21 protein-coding genes and 1 tRNA gene are annotated in these 24,151 nt (G+C 58.0%); 13 read left to right on the top strand and 9 right to left on the bottom strand.

Features of this window, described 5'->3' with window-relative positions; all coding sequences use genetic code 11:
• Together H2Z84_RS12215 and H2Z84_RS12210 are read left to right on the top strand one after the other, a co-directional pair.
• On the top strand, positions 1 to 1,736 hold a 1,736-nt coding region (locus H2Z84_RS12215), incomplete at its 5' end, for a YDG domain-containing protein (protein ID WP_220272818.1).
• Positions 1,737 to 1,819: 83 nt separating this feature from the next.
• On the top strand, positions 1,820 to 3,439 hold the full coding sequence (locus tag H2Z84_RS12210; protein WP_220272817.1) for a ShlB/FhaC/HecB family hemolysin secretion/activation protein: 1,620 nt from the start codon (positions 1,820 to 1,822) through the stop codon (positions 3,437 to 3,439).
• A gap of 339 nt (positions 3,440 to 3,778) precedes the next feature.
• Here the strand turns inward: H2Z84_RS12210 and H2Z84_RS12205 are convergent, their stop codons facing one another.
• Positions 3,779 to 5,089: a replication-associated recombination protein A gene (locus H2Z84_RS12205; RefSeq protein ID WP_181836217.1), complete on the bottom strand. Its 1,311-nt coding sequence runs from the start codon at positions 5,087 to 5,089 to the stop codon at positions 3,779 to 3,781.
• A gap of 84 nt (positions 5,090 to 5,173) precedes the next feature.
• On the opposite strand from H2Z84_RS12205, the gene H2Z84_RS12200 reads away from it, so the two are divergent.
• Positions 5,174 to 6,112: an alpha/beta hydrolase gene (locus tag H2Z84_RS12200; RefSeq protein WP_181836216.1), complete on the top strand. Its 939-nt coding sequence runs from the start codon at positions 5,174 to 5,176 to the stop codon at positions 6,110 to 6,112.
• 19 nt (positions 6,113 to 6,131) lie between these two features.
• Here the strand turns inward: H2Z84_RS12200 and lolA are convergent, their stop codons facing one another.
• The 3 genes from lolA to H2Z84_RS12185 form a co-directional block, all read right to left on the bottom strand.
• Complete coding sequence (gene lolA, locus H2Z84_RS12195; RefSeq protein ID WP_181836215.1) at positions 6,132 to 6,740, bottom strand: outer membrane lipoprotein periplasmic chaperone LolA; 609 nt, start codon at positions 6,738 to 6,740, stop codon at positions 6,132 to 6,134.
• A 122-nt stretch (positions 6,741 to 6,862) separates the two neighbouring features.
• Positions 6,863 to 7,888, bottom strand: coding sequence for a hypothetical protein (locus H2Z84_RS12190; protein ID WP_181836214.1), 1,026 nt, complete (start codon positions 7,886 to 7,888; stop codon positions 6,863 to 6,865).
• 94 nt (positions 7,889 to 7,982) lie between these two features.
• Positions 7,983 to 9,578, bottom strand: coding sequence for an NAD+ synthase (locus tag H2Z84_RS12185; RefSeq protein ID WP_181836213.1), 1,596 nt, complete (start codon positions 9,576 to 9,578; stop codon positions 7,983 to 7,985).
• Between the two features lie 72 nt (positions 9,579 to 9,650).
• On the opposite strand from H2Z84_RS12185, the gene H2Z84_RS12180 reads away from it, so the two are divergent.
• The 3 genes from H2Z84_RS12180 to H2Z84_RS12170 all read left to right on the top strand — a co-directional run bounded on the left by H2Z84_RS12180 (position 9,651) and on the right by H2Z84_RS12170 (position 12,199).
• A complete protein-coding gene (locus H2Z84_RS12180; RefSeq protein ID WP_309545474.1) occupies positions 9,651 to 10,781 on the top strand; it encodes a GNAT family N-acetyltransferase in 1,131 nt (376 codons plus the stop codon).
• A 63-nt stretch (positions 10,782 to 10,844) separates the two neighbouring features.
• A tRNA-Ser gene (locus H2Z84_RS12175) sits at positions 10,845 to 10,935 on the top strand.
• A gap of 511 nt (positions 10,936 to 11,446) precedes the next feature.
• Positions 11,447 to 12,199, top strand: a complete 753-nt coding sequence (locus H2Z84_RS12170; RefSeq protein WP_181836211.1) for a hypothetical protein — start codon at positions 11,447 to 11,449, stop codon at positions 12,197 to 12,199.
• A gap of 89 nt (positions 12,200 to 12,288) precedes the next feature.
• On the opposite strand, the gene H2Z84_RS12165 is transcribed toward H2Z84_RS12170, so the two are convergent.
• The 5 genes from H2Z84_RS12165 to H2Z84_RS12145 all read right to left on the bottom strand — a co-directional run bounded on the left by H2Z84_RS12165 (position 12,289) and on the right by H2Z84_RS12145 (position 16,286).
• Positions 12,289 to 12,456, bottom strand: coding sequence for a hypothetical protein (locus H2Z84_RS12165; RefSeq protein ID WP_181836210.1), 168 nt, complete (start codon positions 12,454 to 12,456; stop codon positions 12,289 to 12,291).
• Between the two features lie 9 nt (positions 12,457 to 12,465).
• Complete coding sequence (locus H2Z84_RS12160) at positions 12,466 to 12,639, bottom strand: phage protein Gp36 family protein (protein ID WP_181836209.1); 174 nt, start codon at positions 12,637 to 12,639, stop codon at positions 12,466 to 12,468.
• Positions 12,640 to 12,788: 149 nt separating this feature from the next.
• Entirely contained in the window at positions 12,789 to 13,649 is an 861-nt protein-coding gene (locus H2Z84_RS12155; protein WP_181836208.1) for a DNA adenine methylase, read from the bottom strand.
• A gap of 650 nt (positions 13,650 to 14,299) precedes the next feature.
• Positions 14,300 to 14,881 (bottom strand): phage portal protein family protein, encoded by a 582-nt coding sequence (locus H2Z84_RS12150; protein ID WP_439823303.1) that lies wholly within the window; start codon positions 14,879 to 14,881, stop codon positions 14,300 to 14,302.
• A gap of 547 nt (positions 14,882 to 15,428) precedes the next feature.
• Complete coding sequence (locus tag H2Z84_RS12145; RefSeq protein ID WP_181836207.1) at positions 15,429 to 16,286, bottom strand: hypothetical protein; 858 nt, start codon at positions 16,284 to 16,286, stop codon at positions 15,429 to 15,431.
• A 330-nt stretch (positions 16,287 to 16,616) separates the two neighbouring features.
• On the opposite strand from H2Z84_RS12145, the gene H2Z84_RS12140 reads away from it, so the two are divergent.
• The 7 genes from H2Z84_RS12140 to nirD all read left to right on the top strand — a co-directional run bounded on the left by H2Z84_RS12140 (position 16,617) and on the right by nirD (position 24,107).
• The gene (locus H2Z84_RS12140; protein WP_309545473.1) at positions 16,617 to 16,829 is read left to right on the top strand and encodes a helix-turn-helix transcriptional regulator; all 213 of its coding nucleotides are present in this window, start codon (positions 16,617 to 16,619) and stop codon (positions 16,827 to 16,829) included.
• 309 nt (positions 16,830 to 17,138) lie between these two features.
• The gene (locus H2Z84_RS12135; protein ID WP_181836205.1) at positions 17,139 to 17,825 is read left to right on the top strand and encodes an inovirus Gp2 family protein; all 687 of its coding nucleotides are present in this window, start codon (positions 17,139 to 17,141) and stop codon (positions 17,823 to 17,825) included.
• A 317-nt stretch (positions 17,826 to 18,142) separates the two neighbouring features.
• A complete protein-coding gene (locus tag H2Z84_RS12130) occupies positions 18,143 to 18,733 on the top strand; it encodes an ANTAR domain-containing response regulator (protein ID WP_181836204.1) in 591 nt (196 codons plus the stop codon).
• Positions 18,734 to 18,742: 9 nt separating this feature from the next.
• Positions 18,743 to 19,846: a CmpA/NrtA family ABC transporter substrate-binding protein gene (locus H2Z84_RS12125; RefSeq protein ID WP_181836203.1), complete on the top strand. Its 1,104-nt coding sequence runs from the start codon at positions 18,743 to 18,745 to the stop codon at positions 19,844 to 19,846.
• A 253-nt stretch (positions 19,847 to 20,099) separates the two neighbouring features.
• The gene (locus H2Z84_RS12120; RefSeq protein ID WP_181836202.1) at positions 20,100 to 21,302 is read left to right on the top strand and encodes a nitrate/nitrite transporter; all 1,203 of its coding nucleotides are present in this window, start codon (positions 20,100 to 20,102) and stop codon (positions 21,300 to 21,302) included.
• A gap of 18 nt (positions 21,303 to 21,320) precedes the next feature.
• Positions 21,321 to 23,777, top strand: a complete 2,457-nt coding sequence (nirB, locus tag H2Z84_RS12115) for a nitrite reductase large subunit NirB (protein ID WP_258869390.1) — start codon at positions 21,321 to 21,323, stop codon at positions 23,775 to 23,777.
• 12 nt (positions 23,778 to 23,789) lie between these two features.
• Positions 23,790 to 24,107 carry a nitrite reductase small subunit NirD gene (nirD, locus tag H2Z84_RS12110; RefSeq protein WP_181836201.1) on the top strand — a complete coding sequence of 106 codons (318 nt, stop codon included), beginning with the start codon at positions 23,790 to 23,792 and terminating at the stop codon, positions 24,105 to 24,107.
• Positions 24,108 to 24,151 lie beyond the last annotated feature (44 nt).

Below are 24,151 nucleotides of genomic sequence, written 5' to 3'. Positions count from 1 at the left end.
ATGCCGGCAGCAATAAAGCGGTCAGCGTCAGCGGCTACACCCTGAGTGGCAGCGATGCCGGCAACTACACGGTGGTGCAGCCCACTGGTCTGACAGCCAATATCAACAAGGCCAATCTCAACGTGTCTGGCGTCACCGCCAGTGACAAGACCTACGATGGCAGCGCCAGTGCCAGCCTGAGCGGCACCGCCGCCGTCAGCGCCATCGGCTCGGATGTAGTGTCGGTGAGTGGCACCGGCGTCGGCAGCTTTGCCGACAAGAATGCCGGCAGCAATAAGTCCGTCAGCGTCAGCGGCTACACCCTGAGTGGCAGCGATGCCGGCAACTACACGGTGGTGCAGCCCACTGGTCTGACAGCCAATATCAACAAGGCCAATCTCAACGTGTCGGGTGTTACCGCCAGTGACAAGACCTACGATGGCAGCAGCAGTGCCAGCCTGAGCGGCACCGCCGCCGTCAGCGCCATCGGCTCGGATGTGGTGTCGGTGAGTGGCGCCGGCGTCGGCAGCTTTGCCGACAAGAATGCCGGCAGCAATAAAGCGGTCAGCGTCAGCGGCTATACGCTGAGTGGCAGCGATGCCGGTAACTATACGGTGGTGCAGCCCACCGGGCTGACAGCCAATATCAACAAGGCCAATCTCAACGTGTCTGGCGTCACCGCCAGTGACAAGACCTACGATGGCAGCAGCAGTGCCAGCCTGAGTGGCACCGCCGCCGTCAGCGCCATCGGCTCGGATGTGGTGTCGGTGAGCGGCACCGGCGTCGGCAGCTTTGCCGACAAGAATGCCGGCAGCAATAAAGCGGTCAGCGTCAGCGGCTACACCCTGAGTGGCAGCGATGCCGGCAACTACACGGTGGTGCAGCCCACTGGTCTGACAGCCAATATCAACAAGGCCAATCTCAACGTGTCGGGCGTTACCGCCAGTGACAAGACCTACGATGGCAGCGCCAGTGCCAGCCTGAGTGGCACCGCCGCCGTCAGCGCCATCGGCTCGGATGTGGTGTCGGTGAGCGGCACCGGCGTCGGCAGCTTTGCCGACAAGAATGCCGGCAGCAATAAGTCCGTCAGCGTCAGCGGCTACACCCTGAGTGGCAGCGATGCCGGTAACTACACGGTGGTGCAGCCCACCGGGCTGACGGCCAATATCCTGCAAGCCCAGGTCACGGTGAGTGGCATTACGGCAAACAATAAAACATTTGATGGTGGTACTGCGGCAAGCGTCGTGACCAGCGGGGCGGTGCTCTCCGGCAAGTTGTCGACTGATCAGGTCACCATTTCGGCAACAGGAACCTTTGCCGATGCTGCGGTAGGTACCGGCAAAACCGTTAATCTGGTCAGCAGCTATGGTGGTAGCGATGCCGGAAATTATCTGTTCACCAGTCAGGCAAGCACGCAGGCCGATATCACCCCGGCCCCCGTGTTGCCAAGCAATCCGGCTACCCCATCCAGCTTGGTCACGCAGCAAATACAGAATACGGTGACGCAAGTTCAGTCCTCGATGTTGCCACCTCAAGCCGCATCGCAGCCGCAGGCGTTAAACCTGTCCTCTACCCTGACAATCAAGCAAGAGAGCGGTACGGACCCGGGTCAGAGCAGTGCAAATGACAAGACAAAAGGCAATGCAGCCAATGGTCTGGTTACCTCTACCGTTGCCATTGGCAGTGGTGGACCGGTCCTGCAGATTTTGAATGGCGGCACGCAGCTATCTGATAACGCGGCAAGAATTACAGAATAGAAAGACCTGGAATGACTTTTTCTTCCCAGCCCCCGTTTTTGCCAAAATCTCTGGTTTTGGCCCTGATTTTGTCATTAGAAACCATGGTCGCGCATGCTGCCAGTCCGGTTGATGCCGGCTCGCTATTGCAGGAATTGCAGCCATCCATCCGCCCGGCCCCCGTCACCACGCAGCCGGCACTGCAAATGCAGGCACCGGGCAGGAGTACGCTGCCGGCGTCCCTGCCATTTGTGGTCAAGCGTTTCCTGATTACTGGCAATACCGTTTTTGATAGTGCACGCCTACATACGCTGCTGGCGGATCAGGAAGGCAAAGAACTGACTTTGCTGCAGCTCGATGAGGTGGCAGCGCGGATCACCCGCTACTATCAGGACCATGGTTTTCCCCTGGCCCGGGCCGTGATTCCGGCGCAAACCATTTCCAATGGCGAGGTGCTGATCAGGGTAGTCGAAGCCCGTTATGGCAAGGTGACGCTGAACAACAGCAGCCAGGTGCAGGATGGGTTACTGGCGGCCACACTTAGCCCCTTGCAGACAAATCAGGCCATCGCCGGAGCGCAATTGGACAGAACGCTGCTGTTGCTGTCCGACATCCCCGGGGCACAGGTGAATGCCGTATTGAAACCCGGTGCCACCGTGGGTTCCTCTGACATGCAGGTGGACATCACTCCCGCTGCAGTGAACCATGGCAATGTCGAGCTGGATAACTACGGTAACCGCTATGTTGGCAGAGCACGGCTGGGTGTCAGCGGCAACCTGGTCAATCCCTTTCAGCATGGTGATATCTTGACGGGCAATATCGTTTCCACCGGGGAGCGCATGAATTATGGCCGGCTGGCTTACGACACCTTGTTGAATGGCCAGGGTACGCGGGCGGGCGGGGCTTATTCCATGGTGGGTTACAAGCTGGGCGACAGTGTGAGTGACCTGGACGCCCATGGCACTGCCAGTGTGGCAAGCCTATGGCTCAAGCAGCCGCTGGTCAGAAGCAAGCAGGTCAATCTTTATGGTCAGCTGCAATATGATGCAAAGCAGTTAAGAGACCACATTGATGCCAGCAGCCTGCGTACCGATCGGAATCTGGATAACTGGGTATTCAGCCTGAGTGGCGACTTTCGCGATACGCTGCTGGTGGGCAGCATCAATGCCTGGAGCCTGGGTGTGACAGCCGGCCGTGTGGCATTCCGTGACGCGGCAGCGGAGGCGTCCGATCAGTCCTCCGTGCAAACCGCAGGCCGGTTTTCCAAATGGAATCTGAATTTTTCCCGACTACAGGGCCTGACTTCGCGTGATGCGCTCTACTTTAATGTGGCCGCCCAGTGGGCAGATTCCAATCTGGACTCTGCCGAAAAAATGACTATTGGCGGGCCGTACAGCGTGCGGGCCTACGACGTGGGTGCCATTTCCGGTGACATCGGCTATCTGGGTTCCGTGGAATGGCGTCACGATCTGGGCATGTTGATTGGCGGAAAAATGCAGCTGCTGACTTTTGTTGATGCCGCCCATGTGACAGTCAACAAGCATACTTGGTCGACTGGAAGCAACAGCGCTACGTTGTCTGGCGCAGGTGTCGGGGTCAACTGGTATGGTGCCGATCAGTGGAAACTCAGTGCCGTGCTGGCTTCCCGGATGGGTTCAAAACCGGACTTGGTGACAAACTCCGCCGCGACACGGGCATGGCTGGTCGCCAGCAAAGGCTTCTGAATCCAGCGGCTCTGGTACGGCAATACTAGACTGATGTCTTAACGAAAGGGGGCAAGCCCCCTTTCCAGCCATATCGACCTGTTCCTTCTTTTTGCGAAGGAGGGGCAACGCCAAGCCATGTGAATCAGCCGGTGGGTGCCCGCATCGTCAACCGCGCTCACGCACAAAACGTAGCGCTAGGGCACTATCCGTCGCTACGCTGCATCGGTGCTGTGCACACGTCCGGCATTCCTCAGTGCTGTAAAGGGCGCAATCCGGTCATTACTTCTGACCCCTGTTAGCCCGCCCCCAAGCGCATACCCAGGAGCGGCCACTGGCAGTTTAGGCCCAGTTAATTTTTTACTTCTTACCCGCTTCTTCATCCAGCTTCCGCAAGACAGCAAGCTTCTCACCAATCTTGATTTCCAGCCCGCGCGCTACTGGCTGATACCAGCCCGGTTCCGGCATGTCGTCCGGCAGGTAGCTTTCGCCGGCGGCGTAGGCATTGGGCTCGTCATGGGCATAGCGGTATTCGTGGCCGTAGCCCAGTTCTTTCATCAGCTTGGTGGGTGCGTTGCGCAGGTGTACCGGCACCGGGCGGCTTTTGTCCTGCTTTACGAAGGCGCGGGCCTGGTTGTAGGCCATGTAGCCAGCATTGCTCTTGGCGGCCACCGCCAGGTAAATGGCGGCTTGTGCCAGCGCCAGTTCACCTTCCGGGCTGCCCAGTCGTTCGTAGGTGGCGGCGGCGTCATTGCAGATCTGCATGGCGCGCGGGTCGGCCAGGCCGATGTCTTCCCAGGCCATGCGCACCAGGCGGCGCGCCAGATAGCGCGGGTCCGCGCCACCATCCAGCATACGGGTGAGCCAGTACAACGCAGCGTCCGGGTTGGAGCCGCGTACCGATTTGTGCAGGGCGGAAATCTGGTCGTAGAAGGCATCGCCACCCTTGTCGAAGCGGCGGGCGTTGACGCTGAGTACCTCAGCCAGAAAATCCTGGGTGATCTGGCCGGTTTTGCGTGCCAGCGCGGCGGTACGGGTTTGTTCCAGCAGGTTGAGAAAGCGCCGTGCATCGCCATCGGCGTAGCCGGAGAGGGCGTCGATGGCCTGCTGATCAAACTCCAGCCCATCCAGTGCGCCCTTGTCGCGTGCGCGCTGGAATAGCTGCACCAGCTCGTCCTCGCCCAGACTGTTGAGTACGTATACTTGCGCCCGCGAGAGCAGGGCGGAGTTCACCTCGAAGGACGGGTTTTCGGTGGTGGCACCAATAAAGGTGAGCAGACCGGATTCGACAAAGGGTAAAAACGCATCCTGCTGGCTTTTGTTGAAGCGATGTACTTCGTCGACAAACAAAATGGTGTGGCGGCCGGAGCGTTGCAGCGCAGCGTGGGCCTGCTCCACCGCGTCGCGAATGTCCTTGACCCCGGAAAACACGGCCGACAGTGGAATGAATTCGGCATCGAAACTGCCGGCCAGGATACGCGCCAGCGTGGTTTTGCCTACGCCGGGCGGGCCCCACAGAATCATCGAGTGCAGAGTGCCGGATTCCACCGCCAGCCGCAGTGGCTTGCCGGAGCCGATCAGATGCTGCTGGCCAATCACCTCATCCAGCGCGGCGGGGCGCAGGGCTTCGGCCAGCGGTTTTTTCGCTTCCTGGGCAAACAGATCATTCATGGCGGCTAACACGGCGGGAGAAACGGCCTGCTAGTATATCAGCTGCGCGGCAGCCTCCGCAGCGTCAGGCAAAAGGAGCGAGGTATGAAACAGGGCATGGTTTTGCTGTTGTTGGCGCTGGCGCTACCGGCGGCGGGCGGGCCATTGCGGGACTGGCTGCAGCAGCGCACGGCCAGCCACGATGCGCTGGGCGAAAATGAGGCAGTCAGTAAGCTTGCCTTGCCACCCGGCGTGCGCCGCTTGGCCGACCTGCCTTATGGCCGCGATGCGCGCCAGCGGCTGGATGTCTACCTGCCGGCCACGGCCGGGCATGATCGCCCCGTGTTGGTGATGGTGCATGGCGGGGCATGGCGGCTGGGCAGCAAGCAGGCGGCCAATGTGGTGGATAACAAGCTGGCGCACTGGTCGCCTGCCGGGGTGGTGTTGGTGTCGCTGGATTACCGCCTGCTGCCGCAAGCTGCGGTGGAGCAGCAGGCTGATGATGTGGCCAGTGCCGTGGCCTGGGTGCAGGCGCATGCAGCAGAGTGGGGGGCAAGCAAACGGCAACTGGTGTTGATGGGGCATTCGGCCGGTGCACATCTGGTGGGTGTGCTGAGTACCGATCAGGCCCTGCGCCAGCGCCATGGCGTGCAGCCCTGGCTGGCTACGGTGTTGCTGGACAGTGCGGCACTGGATGTGGCTGCCATCATGCGTGCACCGCATCTGCCCTTGTACGACAAGGCTTTCGGGGAGGATGCAGCGCGCTGGGCGGCTTTGTCACCCACGCGACTGCTGACTGCCGCCACACCGCCCTTGCTGGCAGTGTGTTCTTCACGCCGGGCGGAATCCTGCACCCAGGCGCAGGGGCTGGCGGACCAGGGGCGGCAGCTGGGGGTGACGGTGCAGGTGTTACCGCAGGATTTGAGCCATGGCCAGATCAATCAGCAACTGGGCCTGCCGGGTGACTATACCCGGCAGGTAGAGCGGTTTTTGCAGCAGGCTGGCTGGCGGTGGCGCCATAGGAGCCAGTACGACATGGAGTAGGCCGCCGTAGCCGGCCTTATCAGTCGCCGCTGACCACGTCAGCACCCTTGGGCGGGGTGAAGCTGAAGTGGCTGGCTGCCAGTGCCGGGTTCTTTTGCTGGGCGCTGAAGCGGATGCGGGTGTTGTTGCCAAAGCTGTCAGTCAGCTCCATTTCCACCAGCATCTTGTTGCTGAAGCCCATGCGGATGGCGTTGAAGGTGTTGTCGGCCTTTTTCGGGCTGGCGCTCAGCCATTCCACCTCGCCCTGCTTGCCGGCTTCTTTTAGTACATAGTCTCGTTCGATGGCATTGTTGCCGGCCAGCAGTGCTGCCGGGCTGGAGCCCAGTGCGCCGTCCAGGTTCTTGCGGGTGACTTGGGACAGGTCTTTGTCATAGATCCACAGTGTTTTGCCATCGCCAACGATCAGTTGTTCGTAGGGCTTGTTGTAGCTCCAGCGGAATTTGCCGGGGCGGGAGATTTCGAGCGTGCCGCTGGCTTCTTCGTGCTTGTTTTTGGAACTGACCAGCTGGTTGAAGTTGGCGGACAGGGTTTTGGTGTCACTGACAAAGGCCTTGAGCTGGGCGATGGCGCTGGCGTGGGCCGGTATGCTGAGCAGGGTGGCCAGTAAGGCCAGGGCGATTTTTTTCATGGGAATCCTTGGAGCAGGCCGCCAGGGCTTGCGCTTGCGTGAATGTAGTGCAGTGCAGCACAGTGTGACAGCAAGTCTGGCGGCGGGTTCTACCTTTGCTGTTAAGGAGTGTGGCGCAGCGTTTACTGCTGCTCCGGCTCCTGCAGCCCTTTCAGCCATTGCGGCTTGGGCAGCTTGTCGTAGTCGATGATGTTGGCTGCAGTCGGCTGATGTACAAATGTCGGCTTGCCATGATTGCTGTAACGCAGGTGGATGTAAGCCTCTCCGCGCAATTGCGGTGTATTCAGTTCCACACTCTGGTTGACGCCAAGCAATTGGCCACGGCGGTTGGCATACAGGTGCGATACCGACTTGCTCAGCGCCTGGTTGGCGGACCTGCCCTGAGTCAGTTCGCGGACCAATTGCAGCAGTTGTTCGGCTTGTTTGCCGTCTTGCGGGCGACCATCGTGTTCGGCTTGCTGGGTCACAACCTTGGCCAGGCCGTCCAGCACATGCAACAGCACCTGGTTTTCCTGCTGCGGGCTCATGGCAATGCGCAGCTGGTAGCTGGCACCCAGCTCTTTGGCGGTGGCGTCCAGCGTTTCCAGCGCAAATGCCTGCTGTTCGACCTTGCCATAGCCTTCGTCAACCAGGCCGGGCAGTGCCTGCAGCATGGCGTCCAGCGGTATCTTGCTGGCGATGTCCGGCGGCAGCTGGAAGCGGACAAAGCGTGGCTGCTCGCTGTGCAGCTCCGGTACGAACAAGTCAAAGGCCGAGGGATCGACCAGCAGCGAGAAATCCTGCAGGTTCAGCTCCAGCGGCAGGGTGACGCTGGCTTGCAGATTGCGCCGCTCGAAGCGGAAGGCCGGGATCAGCTCCATGCGCTTGCTGGCCTGGTCGATTGCACCGGTGACCGACACTTTGGTGGAGCGGGCCACTTCATTGATGGTGTAGCTCAGTTGCGGCTTGGCATCATCCTCGCTACTGCCATGCAGGGTGTTGAAGCCCAGTTCGCCACTGAAGTTGTAGCTGGCGTGTTGCATGTTTTCGCGCAGTACCTGGCGGGTGGCCAGATCAGCGGGTTTGCCGGCCAGCGGGCTGGCGCAGCCGCCGAGTAGGGTAAGGGTGGCGACGAGAGGGAGGGTGGCCAGGGCAGGGCGGAGTTTCATGGGGCTTTCCGGTAATGACAAGAGAGTAGCGCGCAGCTTGGCACGGCTGGCGAAGGGAGGCAAGCAGGCCTGGCAGGCCTGCTGCACCCTGGCATTAGCTGAACTTGTTGGTGATGGGGTAGCGCCAGTCCTTGCCAAAGCCGCGCCGGGTCACGCGCGGGCCAACCGGAGCCTGGCGGCGCTTGTACTCGTTGATCTTGAGCAGGCGCACCACCTTGCGTACATCAGCCTCGGCAAAACCGTCGGCGATGATCTCCTCGGCCGACAGGTTTTCCTCCACGTAGCGTGCCATGATGGCGTCCAGTACCTCGTAGGGCGGCAGGCTGTCCTGGTCTTTCTGATCTGGGCGCAGCTCGGCCGAGGGTGGACGGGTGATGATGCGCTCCGGAATCACTTCTCCCTGGGTATTGCGCCAGCGGCACAGGGCGAACACCAGGGTCTTGGCCACATCTTTCAGTACGGCAAAGCCGCCGGCCATATCACCGTACAGCGTACAGTAGCCGGTGGTCATTTCCGACTTGTTGCCGGTGGTCAGCACCAGCTTGCCGCTCTTGTTGGACAGCGCCATCAGCAAGGTGCCGCGAATGCGCGCCTGCAGATTTTCCTCGGTGGTGTCTTCCGCGAGACCGTTGAAATTGACTGCCAGCGCATTCATGAAGCTTTCGTACATCGGCCAGATTTCGATTTCGTCGTACTTCACGCCCAGCCGGCCTATCATGTCGCGCGAGTCGATCACCGAGATATCGGCGGTGTAGCGCGAAGGCATCATCACCGCGTGCACCTTGTCGGCTCCGAGCGCATCCACCGCCACCGCCAGCGTCAGTGCCGAGTCGATGCCGCCGGACAGGCCCAGCAGCACACCGGGGAAGCCGTTCTTGGTGATGTAGTCGCGCACGCCCACCACCAGTGCCTGGTAGACGCTTTCCAGCTCGCCCGGCAGTGCGGCCTTGGTCGGTGCGGCTTGCAGATCGCCAGCGCTGAAGTCGATCAGCAACAGCTCGTCGCCATAGGCGCGGGCCTGGGCCACCACCTCGCCCGCCTTGTTGGTGGCGAAGGACGCGCCGTCGAACACCAGCTCGTCCTGACCGCCCACCAGGTTGACATAGGCAAAGGGCAGACCGGTTTCCTCGGTACGGTAGCGCACCACCTCGTGACGGGTTTCGATCTTGTTGCGGTGGAAGGGCGAGGCATTCAGCACCAGCACCACATCGGCACCGGCGTCGGCGGCTTCTGCTGCCGGGTCAACCGACCACACATCTTCGCAGATCAGCACGCCCACCTTGTGCTCGCCTTGCTGGAACACCAGCGGCATGGCACCGGGGGTAAAGTAGCGGCATTCGTCAAAGACCTCGTCATTGGGCAGCAGCATCTTGTGATACTGGCCCAGCCGGTTACCATCGCGCAGTACCGTGGCGGCATTGAAGCGCTCGTGACCCAGCTTGACCGGATGGCCGATCACCAGCGTAATGCCATCCAGCTCCAGCAACTGGTCCATGGCGGCGGAGCAGGCGCGATAGAAGCTGTCGCGCAGCAACAGGTCTTCCGGGCTATAGCCGGTAAGCGCCAGCTCCGGCGTCACCAGAATATCGGCACCCTGCGCCATGGCAGCCTGGGCCAGATCGAGAATTTTTCGGGTATTGCCGGCGATATCGCCAACAATCGGGTTGAACTGAGCGAGCGCAATACGCATGTTGAACATAACCATGGGTTTGGATAGCGGGATTTTACCTGAAGAATGCCGGCTTGCCCGAAAGGAAACCGTGTGAATCTGCAACTGCTTGATAGCCTGCACCAGCTGGAAGACAGCCGCTGGGATGAATTGGCCCAGCCCGCCGGCCTGTTCATGCAAAGACACTGGCTTAGCGCACTGCAAGACAGCGGCTGCGCCAGTGCGGCCAGCGGCTGGCAGCCACTACCGCTGCAACTGCAGCAGGATGGCCGCCTGCAAGCGCTGGCCCCCGCCTGGCTGAAAAGCCATTCGCGCGGTGAATACGTGTTCGACTGGGCTTGGGCCGAAGCCTGGCAGCGTGCCGGCCTGGATTACTACCCCAAGCTCTTGCTGGCCTCGCCCTTTACCCCAGTAAGCGGGCCACGCCTGCTGGGCGATGCCACCGGGCAGCGGCTGCTCATACAGGGGCTGCAGCAAGTGGTGGCCGATTACCGCCTGTCCTCCGCCCATGTGCTGTTTCCCGCTGCCGACGAACTGGCGCTGTTGCAAGAGGCTGGCTGGCTGCTGCGCCATGGCGTGCAGTTTCACTGGCTCAATCAGGGCTATGCCGATTTCGATGCTTTCCTGGCGCAGTTATCGCAGAGCAAGCGCAAGAAAATCCGCCAGGAAAGGCGCAAGGTACGCGATGCCGGCATCAGCGTGCAGGTATTGGCGGGTGAGGAAATCAGCGCGGCCGACTGGGCATTTTTCGAGCGCTGCTACCGGCAAACCTATCTGGAACACCGCTCGCCACCTTATCTCAACCTGGATTTCTTCTTGCGAGTAGGGCACAGCCTTAGCCAGCATTGCCTGATGTTCATCGCCCGGCGCGATGGACAAGCCATTGCCGCCAGCTGGTGCCTGCAAGACGGCAACACCCTGTATGGCCGCTACTGGGGCGCGCTGGAATCGGTTGACTGCCTGCATTTCGAGCTGTGCTATTACAGCGGCATCGATTACGCCATCCGCCATGGCCTGCAATGCTTTGAAGGCGGTGCACAGGGTGAGCACAAACTGGCACGTGGCTTCACGCCGGTGCAGACCAGCTCGGCTCACTGGATCGCCGATGGGCGTTTTCGCACCGCAATAGCCGGCTGGCTGGCCCGCGAACGCGAAGCCATCGGCGACTACCAGCAACAGCTTTTTTTACATAGCGCCTACAAAACCCCTTGCACTGCGCAATAAGGGCTTATATACTGCGCAGCCTCTGAGGCCAAAACGCTGTAAAGCAGGCTTCAGCAGCCATCTGGAGAGGTGGATGAGTGGTTTAAGTCGCACGCCTGGAAAGCGTGTTTAGGGTAATACCCTAACGGGGGTTCGAATCCCCCCCTCTCCGCCAGATATCTACATTAAAGCCCTGATTATTCAGGGCTTTTTTGTTGTCTATTGTGTTTGTCCTGCATAAAAACCTGCATTAAATTTTACTCCTAACTACTGTTCTCCCTGGTGAAGTTTGTCTTGCCCAGAATGATCGCGTAACCGTGATACCGGCGTTAGCGGTAGTGAGATGAATCAGAGTGGTACTGCTATCTGTACTGGCCTTGGCGACCAGCTCGAATTCAGCCCCAGCCAGATCGACAGGCTGGCCACCCGCAATCCATTCCCATGTATGCATGAAGGTGCAGCCTTGGACGATGGTAAGCGGGTCTTTGCGGACATAAGGGAGCAAGGTGGCCTCTCAAAACAAAACACCGGACATTGAGTGCCAAGTATCCGGTGTTTCTGCGAAAGAGGAATGGGGGAAGGGGTTCGTATCAAATCGCAGCCATCATTACTTAATCAAAGCTATCAAGTAGGTGGTAGGATTTAATCCAAATATCATTTTTACCGCTATTTTGACTGAGGACTGCATGAGAGCTAGCCACCTTGTTCCTGTAATTGCTTCTTTCTTCTACAGTTACCACGCATTTGCAGCAATGGATCTACAGACAGTCAGTGCAGGTGATACTGTCACTGGTCAAGTATCCATTGGTATACATAGTATCAGCCTGCCTGATGGCAGCTGGCAGGTTGTCTCCACTACGGATGAAGCAGTGACCTGGGGAGCGACAAGCTTACGTAGTCCCATTCCTGCTCGTACGGCTGTTCTGGCTCAGTATGATCACGGCAAGATCAGAGCAATGCTACGACTGAATGCTCCTATTGCGGATTTGACAAGCAATCGGCCCGGCTGGCGTGATGATCCATGCAACGTCACCGCACTCGCATCTCGCCACCTGTATTTTCATGACACACTCGATGGAACTGCCAAATCACCTCAGTGCCTTACTGTAGAGCCTATTCATGGATTTATAAGAAGTAATGCATCTTGGGCGAAGCAGGTGGTCAAAACCGTTATATCAAGCGGCAACGCGGTACCAAAAGATTTGATCTATACACGCCTAGACTACTATCAGGCATTATGGTACGTGAATGTGGCACTCTGGATTAACCCAGACATGGATGGGAGTACAAGTAATCGCAACTGGGATGTCACCCTTGTGCAGGAGAACGAAAAGCCCACTATTGAGCTGGCAAAGTCTTGGGGTGTTGCCCTACAGAAAAATCTGAACAACTCGGATGGTGGTAGGAATATTACCCTGCCTCAGTTGCCTGTCATTTGATCTTGCCTTCTGACTCGATTGAACATGAAACCCCGCGTTTTGCGCGGGGTTTTGCATTGTGAGGCGACAGCCTACACCCACCGCAAGGCCTAGCCATTCTTGACTGCCACCTCACCACTGGCGGGATGCACCGTGCCGGCCATCATCGGATGGAACAGCATGAATACCGTGCCGACATTCTCAATACCGGGGGGGGGGCGTCGGTAACGCACCAGGTCGGCGGCCACACGTTCCAGCGCACCAGGTACAAATGGCACTGGCAGGATCTAGCGTTTGCCCAGGTAGGAGTTGACCAACTCACTGGCATCACCGATGGCGCGGGAGACCTTGCCTTGGTCGACCTCCCCGGGATTGGTCGGGTCCGTGACACATAGCAGGAACTCCCGACCGAAGCGGTCTTCTGGGCCTTGCTGGGTGATGTAGGGGGTAGATGTAGTCATGCCCGCATTGTGCGGGCATGGGGAGTGCAAAAAAGGCGGGAAAGGATTCGGTAGTAGTCGTTCTATGGATGGAACCAAGTCTGGATGACTACTGATCTGTCGAAGCGGGCATTGCCAGGGTATACTGGCGATACCTGCTCAGGCCTCATCTACCAGCTGCAAATCACTAGCTCCGAGCTAGCCTTCCCTTTGTTCTGGTTCACGCTGTACTGGATGGCCACCTGCTCCATCCTGAAACCGGCAAACACGTCACGAATATCCGGGTGGTCGTTGATGCTCAAGATCACCTTGCCCTTGCAGCTGCACATCACCTCGGCCAACGCCTGGTACTCTTCAAACGGGAACGGCATCCCATAGCCCTCCGTCTGCCAGTACGGTGGGTCGGCATAGAACAGGGTATGTGGCCGGTCGTACTTCTTCATGTAGCTTTTCCAGTCCAGATGCTCGACGTAGGTCCGGGCCAGGCGCAAGTGCGCGGCCGACAGCTCCTCCTCGATGCGCAGCAGGTTCATCCGGGGTGGCACGGCTTGCCATCTGCAGTCGGTACCGGCCTGCAGCTGCTGTAGCGAGTTAGCCACGCGCTCGTATTCGGCCTTCGGTACAAAGCCGGTCATGATGCTGTTGGTCATCGCCTCCAGGTCGGCATCGGCAGCCGCACCGGTTGCCTGGCGCAGGCTGTTCATGGCAGTCTGGGTCGAGTTGCTGACGTCCTGCCGCGTCTTGATGGCATTGAGGGCAGCAGACAGTTTGCCGGCTGCATCCATGGCATCGCTGATGCTGATGCCATGGATGCAGCAGCTGGTCAATCGGGTCCATGCGGTTTGCCATGGTCCACGGCCATCGCGACCCGTGAACGTGCCGGCCGGAATGACCTGGCACCATTCGGGCGGCTCACCATTCGGACTCAGCGCAAGGGCGATGGAGAGAGCGATGGCGCAACTAGCCCGCTGCAGGCCATCAGGCTGCAGGCTGTTGAGGGCTCGGATAACGTCTACGGGGATGAGCTTCATGGGCTGCATTGTGCGCAGCCTAGTCAGGACCAAAACGGGGGAAAGGGTTTGGTGAAATGTAAAATGGCACACCGTAATGATGTGCCATGTTGGAAGGCTAGAAATCCAGCTTAGTGCTATCGGGAGAGTCTGGGGGCTGGGCTGCTGTTATCCAAGACTTCTGGCATCGGTTGCATCGGTAATGGCAGTTACCATCTGAATCTTGTGACGTCATTTCGACGTCACAGTAAATATCCATGTCAGCTTGCAGCAGCGCCCGTGAATATCCAGAAGGATCGTGACACTGATGATTCTGAGAGGTGATGCTCATATTGATATCCTGTTACATCGTTATGCTTACCATGCCACGTCGACGTGGTAACTGCAGGATAGATGGCTGACGGTAAGGCGGCAGTTGCCATTACGCATTGTAAGATACGAATTAACACGCATTAACGGGGGTAGGTCGTGTGTTGTCCCTGCATGACCCCTTGTATGTGACTGCCCGCTCGTGCAACACAGCCCATTGATGGAGAAAGCGCGAGAGGGCGCCTGCGGAGCAGGATTTGCTTGCTATAGTACAAGAGAGCGAGCGATAGCTTGTTCAAGAGTTGAATGTTTCCCGCTATGAAATATCTTAGACACCCAACCTTCCCCAGTTGGGTGTTTTTTTATTCTGGGTGGAAATGGTCGGCCAGAGTGTTGAGCAACTTTTGCTCTGCGGGGTCTGCCAGGGTACCCACGCGCAGCGGCCGGCCATAGGCCTCGGCAAAGGTCGCCCAGTCCTTGATGGCGTAGTTGCTGAACAGGAAGGCCCCGCAGGCCATGCGCGCTAGGCCGCCCCGGATCAGCACACCCGACTTGGCCTTGATCTTGTGGGTGATGAATTTGTAGGGGGCCAGCGCATCGCCATAGGTATTGGTATCCGTGCGCAGGTACAGGGTTTCCGGCTCCTCGCGACGGATCTGCAGCCAGTACGGCTGAAGATAAGACAGGCCAGCCGGCATCCACTGCTTGGCGCTGGTTTCCCCGTCGATTTCGTTGACGCTGAAACCCTTGCCGATGGCGTCCAGGATATCGAACAGGTTTTCTTTGATTGGGGCCAGAGCCTGCTCTACCCGCTCGGTGGCCCGCTGGCTGACAGCATCGTCGCCGGCAGGCTCCACGTATAGCTCTAACCCGACCAGGGCACGTTTACGGGTCGACAGTTCGGAGCCGTAGTGCAGGTACTTCTCTTCCATGCCCTCAGCCAGACGTAAGTACGCGCCGGCATCGCCGTTGACTGCCTGCGCAGCATGTGGCCCAGCAGCATGTGGCCCAGCAGCATGTGGCCCAGCAGCTCCGGGTCCAGCCCGTGGCTGGCCGAAGCAATGATCTGGCGCACCCCCGGTGGTGGTCGGGGTGGCGATGGTAGTTTTGAGCAGGGCGTATGTAACTGTCCGTGTGACGTATCGTTAGCATCAAGTGCAAAAAAACCGCGAAGCCTGCCGTTTCTGGCCTGGTTCGCGGTTTTCTTTTGCAATTCTTTAGCGGGGTGTGGCGTATCGCTGTTTGGCTGCTGAAATGCATGCCTGGCGCACCTTTTCCCACATCATCCCAGGTAGTCCCACCGGCTTTCCGTCTGTGCAATTAAACTCACCACACCACAGACTTTCGACGTGTCAATCCGATCGCCCCTTCTACGCTTACTTGGTGGTGATGGCTCTAGTGGTGGAAATGGTTACTTATGGATTTGGTATTGCTGGGAGGTCCGGAATGATGTAAACCATTCCGGACCTCTATCGCGACTAATATTGACTACTACTCCAAAAGTAATCTTCTTTTCCGCAATTTCTCTGAGATGTAGGTTTCTTTTTCAGCTTCCGCTTTAATTAATACTTCTATTATTTCTGCCCGCGTTAAATCATGCTTTTCCGATAGTCTATTAAGAAGATTAATCGCATTTTCAGTGAGTATGAAGTTGCACTGTTTCTTTCCTTTTAGATTTTGGCGGTAGCGTCTTTGGTTCCAGGCTTTTTTTATCTTTTCGATCGTTAATTCTATCCAGTCCTCACTGCTAGATATTGCTTCAAAAAGAAGTATTAGCTCCAGATGGTTTCGTGTTGCCAATCTGCTCATTTTTGGATAGGTGGCACTTTCTTTTAGCCAAACCCATGCAAAACGACATCTCTCTTCCTCTTCTTCATTTTTTTTGAACCAGTCGTAGACACGATCCTTATCTTGCCGGGCACTCCATGCAAATTTTGCATCGTTAACGAAAGTTGATTTTTCGAAATTTTCTATATCCCAATGGTCAATTAGTGCAATTACCGTGTCTCGCTCAGTTAGTAGCTTTGGCAGGCGTTGTCTATTGTATTTAAATATTTCACAGAAGTAATTGATTAGCCAATCGGTTTGTCTTTTGTCTTCTGTTATCCAGTCTAAACAATTTTCTGACAGTCTGCCTCTGTTTGCGGCATCAATTGCTAGCTTTTGTAATGGTGGATTTTGTATTAAAAAATCTGCCATTTTATTTCTATTATTTAATCCGTATTCAATATGGATGAATTTTTCTGTTTTAGAGTTTATGAAAAACCAAAGAAAATCTTCGAATCGATGATCGGTTATTTGCCGGTCAAACATTCGCGATAGTTTATCTTCTCTAATTATCGATGACATGACTTATCCTAGTAGGTCTCTAGTAGTAATTTAGATTGTTTAGTGAACGGTTTAAGATGTTTTATTGAACTATTCAATAAGCTTTGTAGTATATATTCAGTGTATAAAGCTAGGCAACAGCTATTTTTTACTTGGTTTCTATGCTGGTACGCACTTTCAGTGTTTGAGTTAGAACAGGATTTTCTAGCCTTATTCTTGTTTGGTTTCACGATCGCTCTGTGAGTTCTTGTGCAGTAGGGCATCAAGGCAACTTCAGTTCTCTTGCCAGTCGCGATGGAGTAGGCCTTCGGCTGTTATTTGATTTGAGTCAGAAAAATACACCGGTTGTACATGTTCTGGACTAATACGCAAGGTAACCAAAACATGAAAATCTTAAGACTCAATGCAGTCATGGAAATGACCGGGCTGCCGCGCTCGACTATATATTTGTACATGAAGCAGCAGGCGTTCCCTTTGCAAGTAAAACTGGGAGTTCGTTCGGTGGGATGGCTGGAAGAGGAAATTTGTAGTTGGATTGAAGAGCGGAGATGTGAACGGGCCTGATTGGCCCGTTTTTTATTTCTATAGACTGATATTTTCGCAGAGTGAAGTGGAAGGGGTAAGTGAAGGTTTTCTGGTGACTGGTGGCTAGATGTTGCAGCTGTCCCGAAAACTTTTTGCAATCTAATTTCTAGGTGGTAGATATATTAAAGGATTAAGTTAGTCCGATATGCTCTCTTTGCACTTTAAGTTACTTTAATATTGCTGTGGAGGTGTACATGTCAGCTAAGGAGCTAGGAAAGAAAAGAAGAGTTCTGTTAGTTGGGAAGGTGTGCGCAATCTATTTGCTTGAACTTTGCTTGTGAGGTATTTATGGATAATAGGCTCAGAAATAAAAATAATACTAACCAAAAGTTGTATGTGGACGAATTCTTTAATGGCTTGCCGGTGTACTTGCTGCGTGGTCCGCTGGTGTTGGAATATCTCGAGCGGCTGTATCAAGTTATTTGTAGTGCCTTTTCAAGCAGCTCTCGTGTATTTGCATTTCGTGTGGAGTTACGTTTTCCTGCAGGGAGTGCATGCGATGAGGCTGCGTTAAGCAACCGTGCCTTGGTCAAGTTTATTGCTTCATTTCGGGAAAAGATCAGCTACAACCGTAGCCGTGCTTCTGCTCTTGATCCGTATGCGCATGAGGCAATGTTGCGCTATGTATGGGCGAGGGAAGTAGGGGAGTGCGGGAGTGTACATTACCATTTACTGATCATGCTGAATGGTCATGCGTTCCATACCCTGGGTGATTTCAATTCTGAGCAGTCCAACAATTACCATCGGGTACATGAGGCCTGGGCAAGTGCGCTGGGTATGAGTAGGAGTGCGGTGAGCGGGTTGGTGCACTTTCCTCAGAATGCGGTGTATCGAGTCAACCGAGGAGATCAGGTAGGTCTGGAGCAGCTTTTCTACCGTGCTAGCTACCTGTGTAAGGCGGATACCAAGGTTTTTGGTAACGGATGGCATGGGTTTGGGGCAAGCAGGGGTAGCTGCGGTATGCGGAGGAGATGAGGGCTGATGGCGGTAGTCTTGGTTGTGAGTAGGTATGGGTAAATGTTTATGTCATGTATATTTCGTTTGTAGCAATACAATGGACAAGGTCAGCAACACTGACCAAGACATAACAAGCCATGACATTATTGAAAGATGATCCGCTTAAGCTCCTAGTCGTCAGGTGTCAGTTGGCTTGGTCTCACATGGCAATGACGGCGACTTTGTCGGTTACTTGTCCGGCGCATCATGAATCCTGGAATTGCAGTTCACCCGGTTCAAACAGAACGGAATTTGGCACACTAATTGCTTTTGCAAAATAAATTGCTGGTGCCACCATGACCGTTTCCTCCTCATTACGACTGTTGCTGGTCAACGATACCGACCGCCCGATGGCGCAGCTGCATGCCGCGCTGACGGCGGCTGGCTATCTGGTGATTGCACAGGCTCAGGGCGCAGCCGAGCTGCTGCAACTGGTGGACAGCCAGGCCCCTGACATCATCATCATCGATACCGAATCCCCCTCGCGTGACACGCTGGAACAACTGGCGCTGATGGGTCATGCCGCGCCGCGCCCGGTGGTGATGTTTGCCGAACAGGGTGGCCTGGCCACCATTCAGGCCGCGGTCAGCGCCGGCGTCACCGCCTATGTGGTGGACCAGGTTGCCGCCAGCCGGCTGGCCCCCATCATCGACATGGCGCGGGTGAAGTTTGAAGAAGACGCGCGGCTGAAAAAGCGGCTGGCCGAGGTGGAAGAACAGCTGGCCGACCGTAAGCTGATCGAACGCGCCAAGGGCATCCTGATGGAGCGCCGCCAACTTACCGAGGCCGAAGCCTATGCGCTGCTGCGCAGCCAGGCCATGCAAAGCGGCCTGCGCCTGGCCGAACTGTCCCGCCAACTGATCAATTCCAGCAAGCTGCTGGGCTGAAAGCCTTTCATGACTGCTCCTGCATCCCTGTACAAACTCAAGCTGGGCTTTGTTGCCCTGACTGACTGCGCCGCCCTGGTGGCCGCCCACAAGCTGGGGCTGGACCGGGAGCTGGGCCTGCAGTTTTCCCTGCAGCGCCAGCCATCGTGGTCTGCCGTGCGCGACAAGCTGATGAACGGGCAGCTGGATGCCGCCCATGCCTTGTATGGCCTGGTCTACGGCATGCAGCTGGGCATGGGCAGCCCGCAATGCGATATGGCCATCCTGATGACGCTGAACCAGAACGGGCAGGGCATCAGCCTGGCCCCGGCGCTGGCACAGCAATACCGCCAGGGCATGAGCCTGCGCGAAATCAGCCGGGATCTGGGACGGCCATTGATGCTAGCCCATACCTTTCCCACCGGCACCCATGCCATGTGGTTGTATTACTGGCTGGCCGCCCAGGGCATACACCCCTTGCGTGACGCCCGCTGTGTGGTGATTCCCCCGGCGCAGATGGATGAGGCCATGCAAGACGGCCTGCTGGATGGCTTTTGTGCAGGCCAGCCCTGGCATGCACTGGCGCAGCGGCATGCTGTGGCTAGCCTGGTGGCCGACAGCGCCGCCATCTGGCCGGATCATCCGGAAAAGGTTGTGGCTTGCCGTCGTGAGCTGGTACAGCAGCAGCCCGCGCTGGCCAGCCGCCTGGTGCAGACCCTGTTGTTGGCCAGCCATTGGCTAGACCAGCCAGAAAACCATGCGCAGGCAGCCGCCTGGCTGGCTGAAGATGACTATCTGGCCATGTCGGCGGCGTTGATCCTGCAGCATTGGGAAAGCACTGATGTCAGCCCGCTGCGCTTTTGCGCCGCTGGCCAAGTCAACTATCCCTATCTGTCGGACGGGCTGTGGTTTCTGCAGCAATACCGCCGCTGGGGCATGTGGCAGGGTGAGGGCGAGCAAAACGTGGTGGCCGCCGTCAATCAGACCGCGCTGTACCAGCAGGCGGCGCAGGCCTGTGGTATACCGCTGCCACCGGACGGCATGCGCCACAGCGTATTGATGGATGGCTGCCACTGGCCGGAACAGATGGACAGTGCGCCCAGTGTCGGTGCGGCGCTGCAGTTTACGCACTGATGCGGTGCAGCATGACGCTGAAAACAGCGTAAACCGGGCTTCAAGCGGCTTTTTGCAGCTGGCACGCTATTTGCAATGATTACCACGCAGCGGCGCAATGGCGTGCCGCCTGCACCAGACATCGCGGCAGCGGCCAATGGCGGCCACTGCCGATACGGACAACGGCGTCCTCACCTGATTTCAGCATCAGGGAGGACGCCGTTTTTGTTTTGGCCATTTGGCGGGAAGCTCGCTTCCCCGACAGGAGCAACACATGGACCGCACTTTCTGGCAAGCCGGACACAAGCCGACCCTGTTTTCAGCCTTTCTGTATTTCGACCTCAGTTTCATGGTGTGGTATCTGCTGGGGCCCTTGCAGGTGCCCATTGCCACCGCGCTGCATCTGTCCACCCAGCAGCGCGGCCTGATGGTGGCCACGCCTATCCTGGCCGGGGCCATCCTGCGTCTGCTGATGGGGGTGCTGGTGGACCGCATCGGGGCGCGCAGAGCCGGCATCATCGGCCAGCTGATCGTGATTGCCGCCTTGCTGGGCGCTTGGCAGATCGGCATTGCCAGCCTGGGCGGCGCGCTGCTGCTGGGCCTGTTCCTGGGGGTGGCGGGCGCTTCGTTTGCGGTATCGCTGCCGCTGGCCTCGCGCTGGTATCCGCCGCAGCACCAGGGCACGGCCATGGGCATTGCCGGGGCGGGTAATTCCGGCACGGTGCTGGCCGCCCTGTTTGCCCCGGCGCTGGCGCTGGCCTTTGGCTGGCAGAACGTATTCGGCCTGGCCTGCATTCCGTTGGTTGCTGCGCTGTTCATCTTTGTGGTCTGTGCCAAGGACGCGCCGAATGCCCCGCCAGCCAAGAAGCTGGCCGACTACCTGGCCGTGCTGAAGGAAAAAGACGCCTGGTGGTTCATGTTTTTCTATTCGATGACCTTTGGTGGCTTCTCCGGTTTTGCCAGCGCGCTGCCGGGCTACTTTCACGACCAGTTTGCCTTTGATGCCAAAACAGCCGGCATGTACACCGCAGCCTGCGTATTTGCCGGTTCGGTGATGCGTCCGCTGGGCGGCATGCTGGCCGACCGTCTGGGCGGCACCCGCTCGCTGCTGGCGGTGTACCTGTGCTGCGCGCTGCTGATTGGCGCGGCGGGTTTCAATGTGGGTGGCCCGTCGGTGGCGCTGCTGCTGTTCATCCTGGCCATGCTGTGCCTGGGCGCGGGTAATGGTGCGGTGTTCCAGTTGGTGCCGCAGCGCTTTGGCAAGGAAATCGGCGTGATGACCGGCCTGGTAGGCATGGCTGGCGGGGTAGGTGGCTTTGCCCTGGCCGCCAGCCTGGGTGCCATCAAGCAGGCGACCGGTGGCTATGCCGCTGGCCTGTGGCTGTTTGCCTGCCTGTGCTGCCTGGCCTGGCTGAGCCTGGCCGGGGTGAAACAACGCTGGCGCAGCGGCTGGACCGTTGCCGCAGCCCGCGTATAAGAAGCGAAGGAGAACACGATGGATATGGCAGAACTGCAGGGCAAGACCCGGCAAAAGCTGGTGGTGGTGGGTAATGGCATGGCCGGCATCCGCACCGTGGAAGAGTTGCTGGGCTTGGCACCAGAGATGTACGACATCACCGTATTCGGTGCCGAACCCCACCCCAACTACAACCGCATCCTGCTGTCGCCGGTACTGGCCGGGGAACAGGACTTCAAGGACATCATTCTCAACAGCGTAGAGTGGTATGCCGAGCATGGCATCACCCTGCACATGGGCAAGAATGTGGCCACCATCGACCGGGTACGCCGCAAAGTCATTGCCGAGGATGGCACCGAAGCTGCTTATGACCGCCTGCTGCTGGCCACCGGCTCCACACCCTTTATCCTGCCGGTGCCGGGCAAGGCGCTAGACGGGGTGATCAGCTACCGCGATATCCGTGATACCGAGCTGATGATGGATGCCGCCAAGACCAAGCGTCAGGCCGTGGTAATAGGCGGCGGTCTGCTGGGGCTGGAAGCTGCCAATGGCCTGAAGCTGCGCGGCATGGAGGTGACCGTGGTGCATCTGGGCGACTGGCTGTTGGACCGCCAGCTGGACGATGTGGCCGGCGACCTGCTGCGCCGGGCACTGGAAGAGCGCGGCATCGGCTTTTTGCTGGGCAAGCAGACTGCCGCCATCCTGGATGACGGCCAGGGCGGCGTGGCCGGGGTGCGCTTTAGCGATGGTGAAGTGCTTGATGCCCAGCTGGTGGTGATGGCAGTGGGCATTCGCCCCAATACCGCGCTGGCCGAATCCTGCGGCCTGTATTGCGAGCGCGGCATTGTGGTGAGCGATGCGCTGCAAACCTACGACCCGCGCGTATACGCGGTGGGCGAGTGTGTCAGCCATCGTGGTGTGGCCTATGGCCTGGTGGCACCCTTGTTCGAGCAGGCCAAGGTATGCGCCAACCATCTGGCCCAGTTGGGCATTGGCCGCTATCAGGGCTCGGTGCTGTCCACCAAATTGAAAGTCACCGGCATCGACCTGTTCTCCGCCGGTGACTTCATGGGCGGCGAGGGCATGGAGGACATCGTGCTGTCCGACCCGGCTGGCGGCGTGTACAAAAAACTGGTGCTCAAGGACGACAAGCTGGCCGGGGTCTGCCTGTATGGAGATACCGCCGATGGGGCCTGGTATTTCAAGCTGCTGCGCGAGGGCCGCTCGGTGGCCGAGTTGCGTGACACGCTGATGTTTGGCGAATCCACCATCGGTGATGCCGGGGTGCAAGGCCAGAGCAAGGCAGCCAGCATGAAGGACAGCGACGAAGTGTGCGGCTGCAACGGCGTGTGCAAGGGCAGCATCGTCAAGACCATCAAGGACAAGGGCCTGTTTACCCTGGATGAGGTGAAGAAGCACACCAAGGCGGCCAGCTCCTGCGGCTCCTGCTCCGGGCTGGTGGAACAGATCCTGATGAGCGTGGTGGGCACGGATTTTCAGGAAACGCCCAAAACCAAGGCCGTGTGCGGCTGTACCGAACGCAGCCATGGCGAAGTGCGCAAGGCCATCCGCGAACAACATCTGCTGACCCATGCCGAAGTGTTCCACTTTCTGGAATGGCGCACCCCCAATGGCTGTGCCACCTGCCGCCCGGCCATCAATTACTACCTGCTGTCCAGCTGGCCGCACGAGGCGGTGGATGATCCGCAAAGCCGCTTCGTCAACGAACGGGTGCACGCCAATATCCAGAAAGACGGCACCTTCTCGGTGATTCCGCAAATGAAAGGCGGCGTCACCACCGCCAGCGAGCTGCGCCGCATTGCCGACGTGGCCGACAAATACCAGGTGCCAATGGTGAAGGTGACCGGCGGACAGCGTATCGACCTGTTGGGCGTGAAGAAGGAAGACCTGGTCAATGTCTGGCAAGACCTGGGCATGCAGTCCGGCCACGCCTACGGCAAATCCATCCGCACGGTAAAAACCTGCGTCGGCAGCGAGTTCTGCCGCTTTGGCACCCAAAACAGCACCCAGATGGGCATTGATCTGGAAACCATGCTGGCCAATATGTGGTCGCCGCACAAGGTGAAACTGGCGGTGTCCGGCTGCCCGCGTAACTGTGCCGAAGCCGGCATCAAGGACGTGGGGGTGATCGCGGTGGATTCCGGCTGGGAGCTGTATGTCGGTGGCAATGGCGGCATCAAGACCGAGGTGGCGCAGTTTCTGTGCAAGGTAAAAACCGCCGAGGAAGTAAAAGAATACAGCGGCGCCTTTTTGCAGCTGTACCGCGAGGAAGCCTATTACCTGGACCGCAGCGTGCACTACATCGCCCGTGTCGGCCTGGAATACATCAAGGCCAAGGTGGTGGCCGATGCCGCCACCCGACAGGCACTGTACCAGCGGCTGCTGTTTTCCCTGCAAGGCCTGCCCGACCCATGGGCGGCGCGCATTGCCGGGTCGCAGAAAAACGAATTCATTCCGATCAAGCTGCAGGCCTGAGGAGCGCATACCATGACAGACAGCCAACACTGGGTACATATCTGCGCCCTGACTGATATTCCGCCGCAAGGCAGCCGGGTGGTGGAACGCGCCAGCGGCAATGTGGCGGTGTTTCGCACCCACGACGACCAGGTGTTTGCCCTGCTGGACCGTTGCCCGCACAAGGGCGGGCCGCTCAGCCAGGGCATCGTGCACGGCCACGGCGTCACCTGTCCGCTGCACAGCTGGCAGATTGATTTGGCTAGCGGCGAAGCACGTGCGCCGGACCAAGGCTGCGCCCGTCATTTTCCGGTGAAGCTGGAACAGGGCATGGTGCTGCTGGCGTTATGAACAAGGTGGATTGCAACGGGACCTTGTCATCAGAAAAGGATGGG

It is taken from the genome of Aquitalea aquatica, assembly GCF_013911085.1.
GTDB lineage: Bacteria > Pseudomonadota > Gammaproteobacteria > Burkholderiales > Chromobacteriaceae > Aquitalea > Aquitalea aquatica.
The sequence above is the reverse complement of the archived record's forward strand: the minus strand, read 5'-3'. Positions and strand labels throughout refer to the sequence as shown.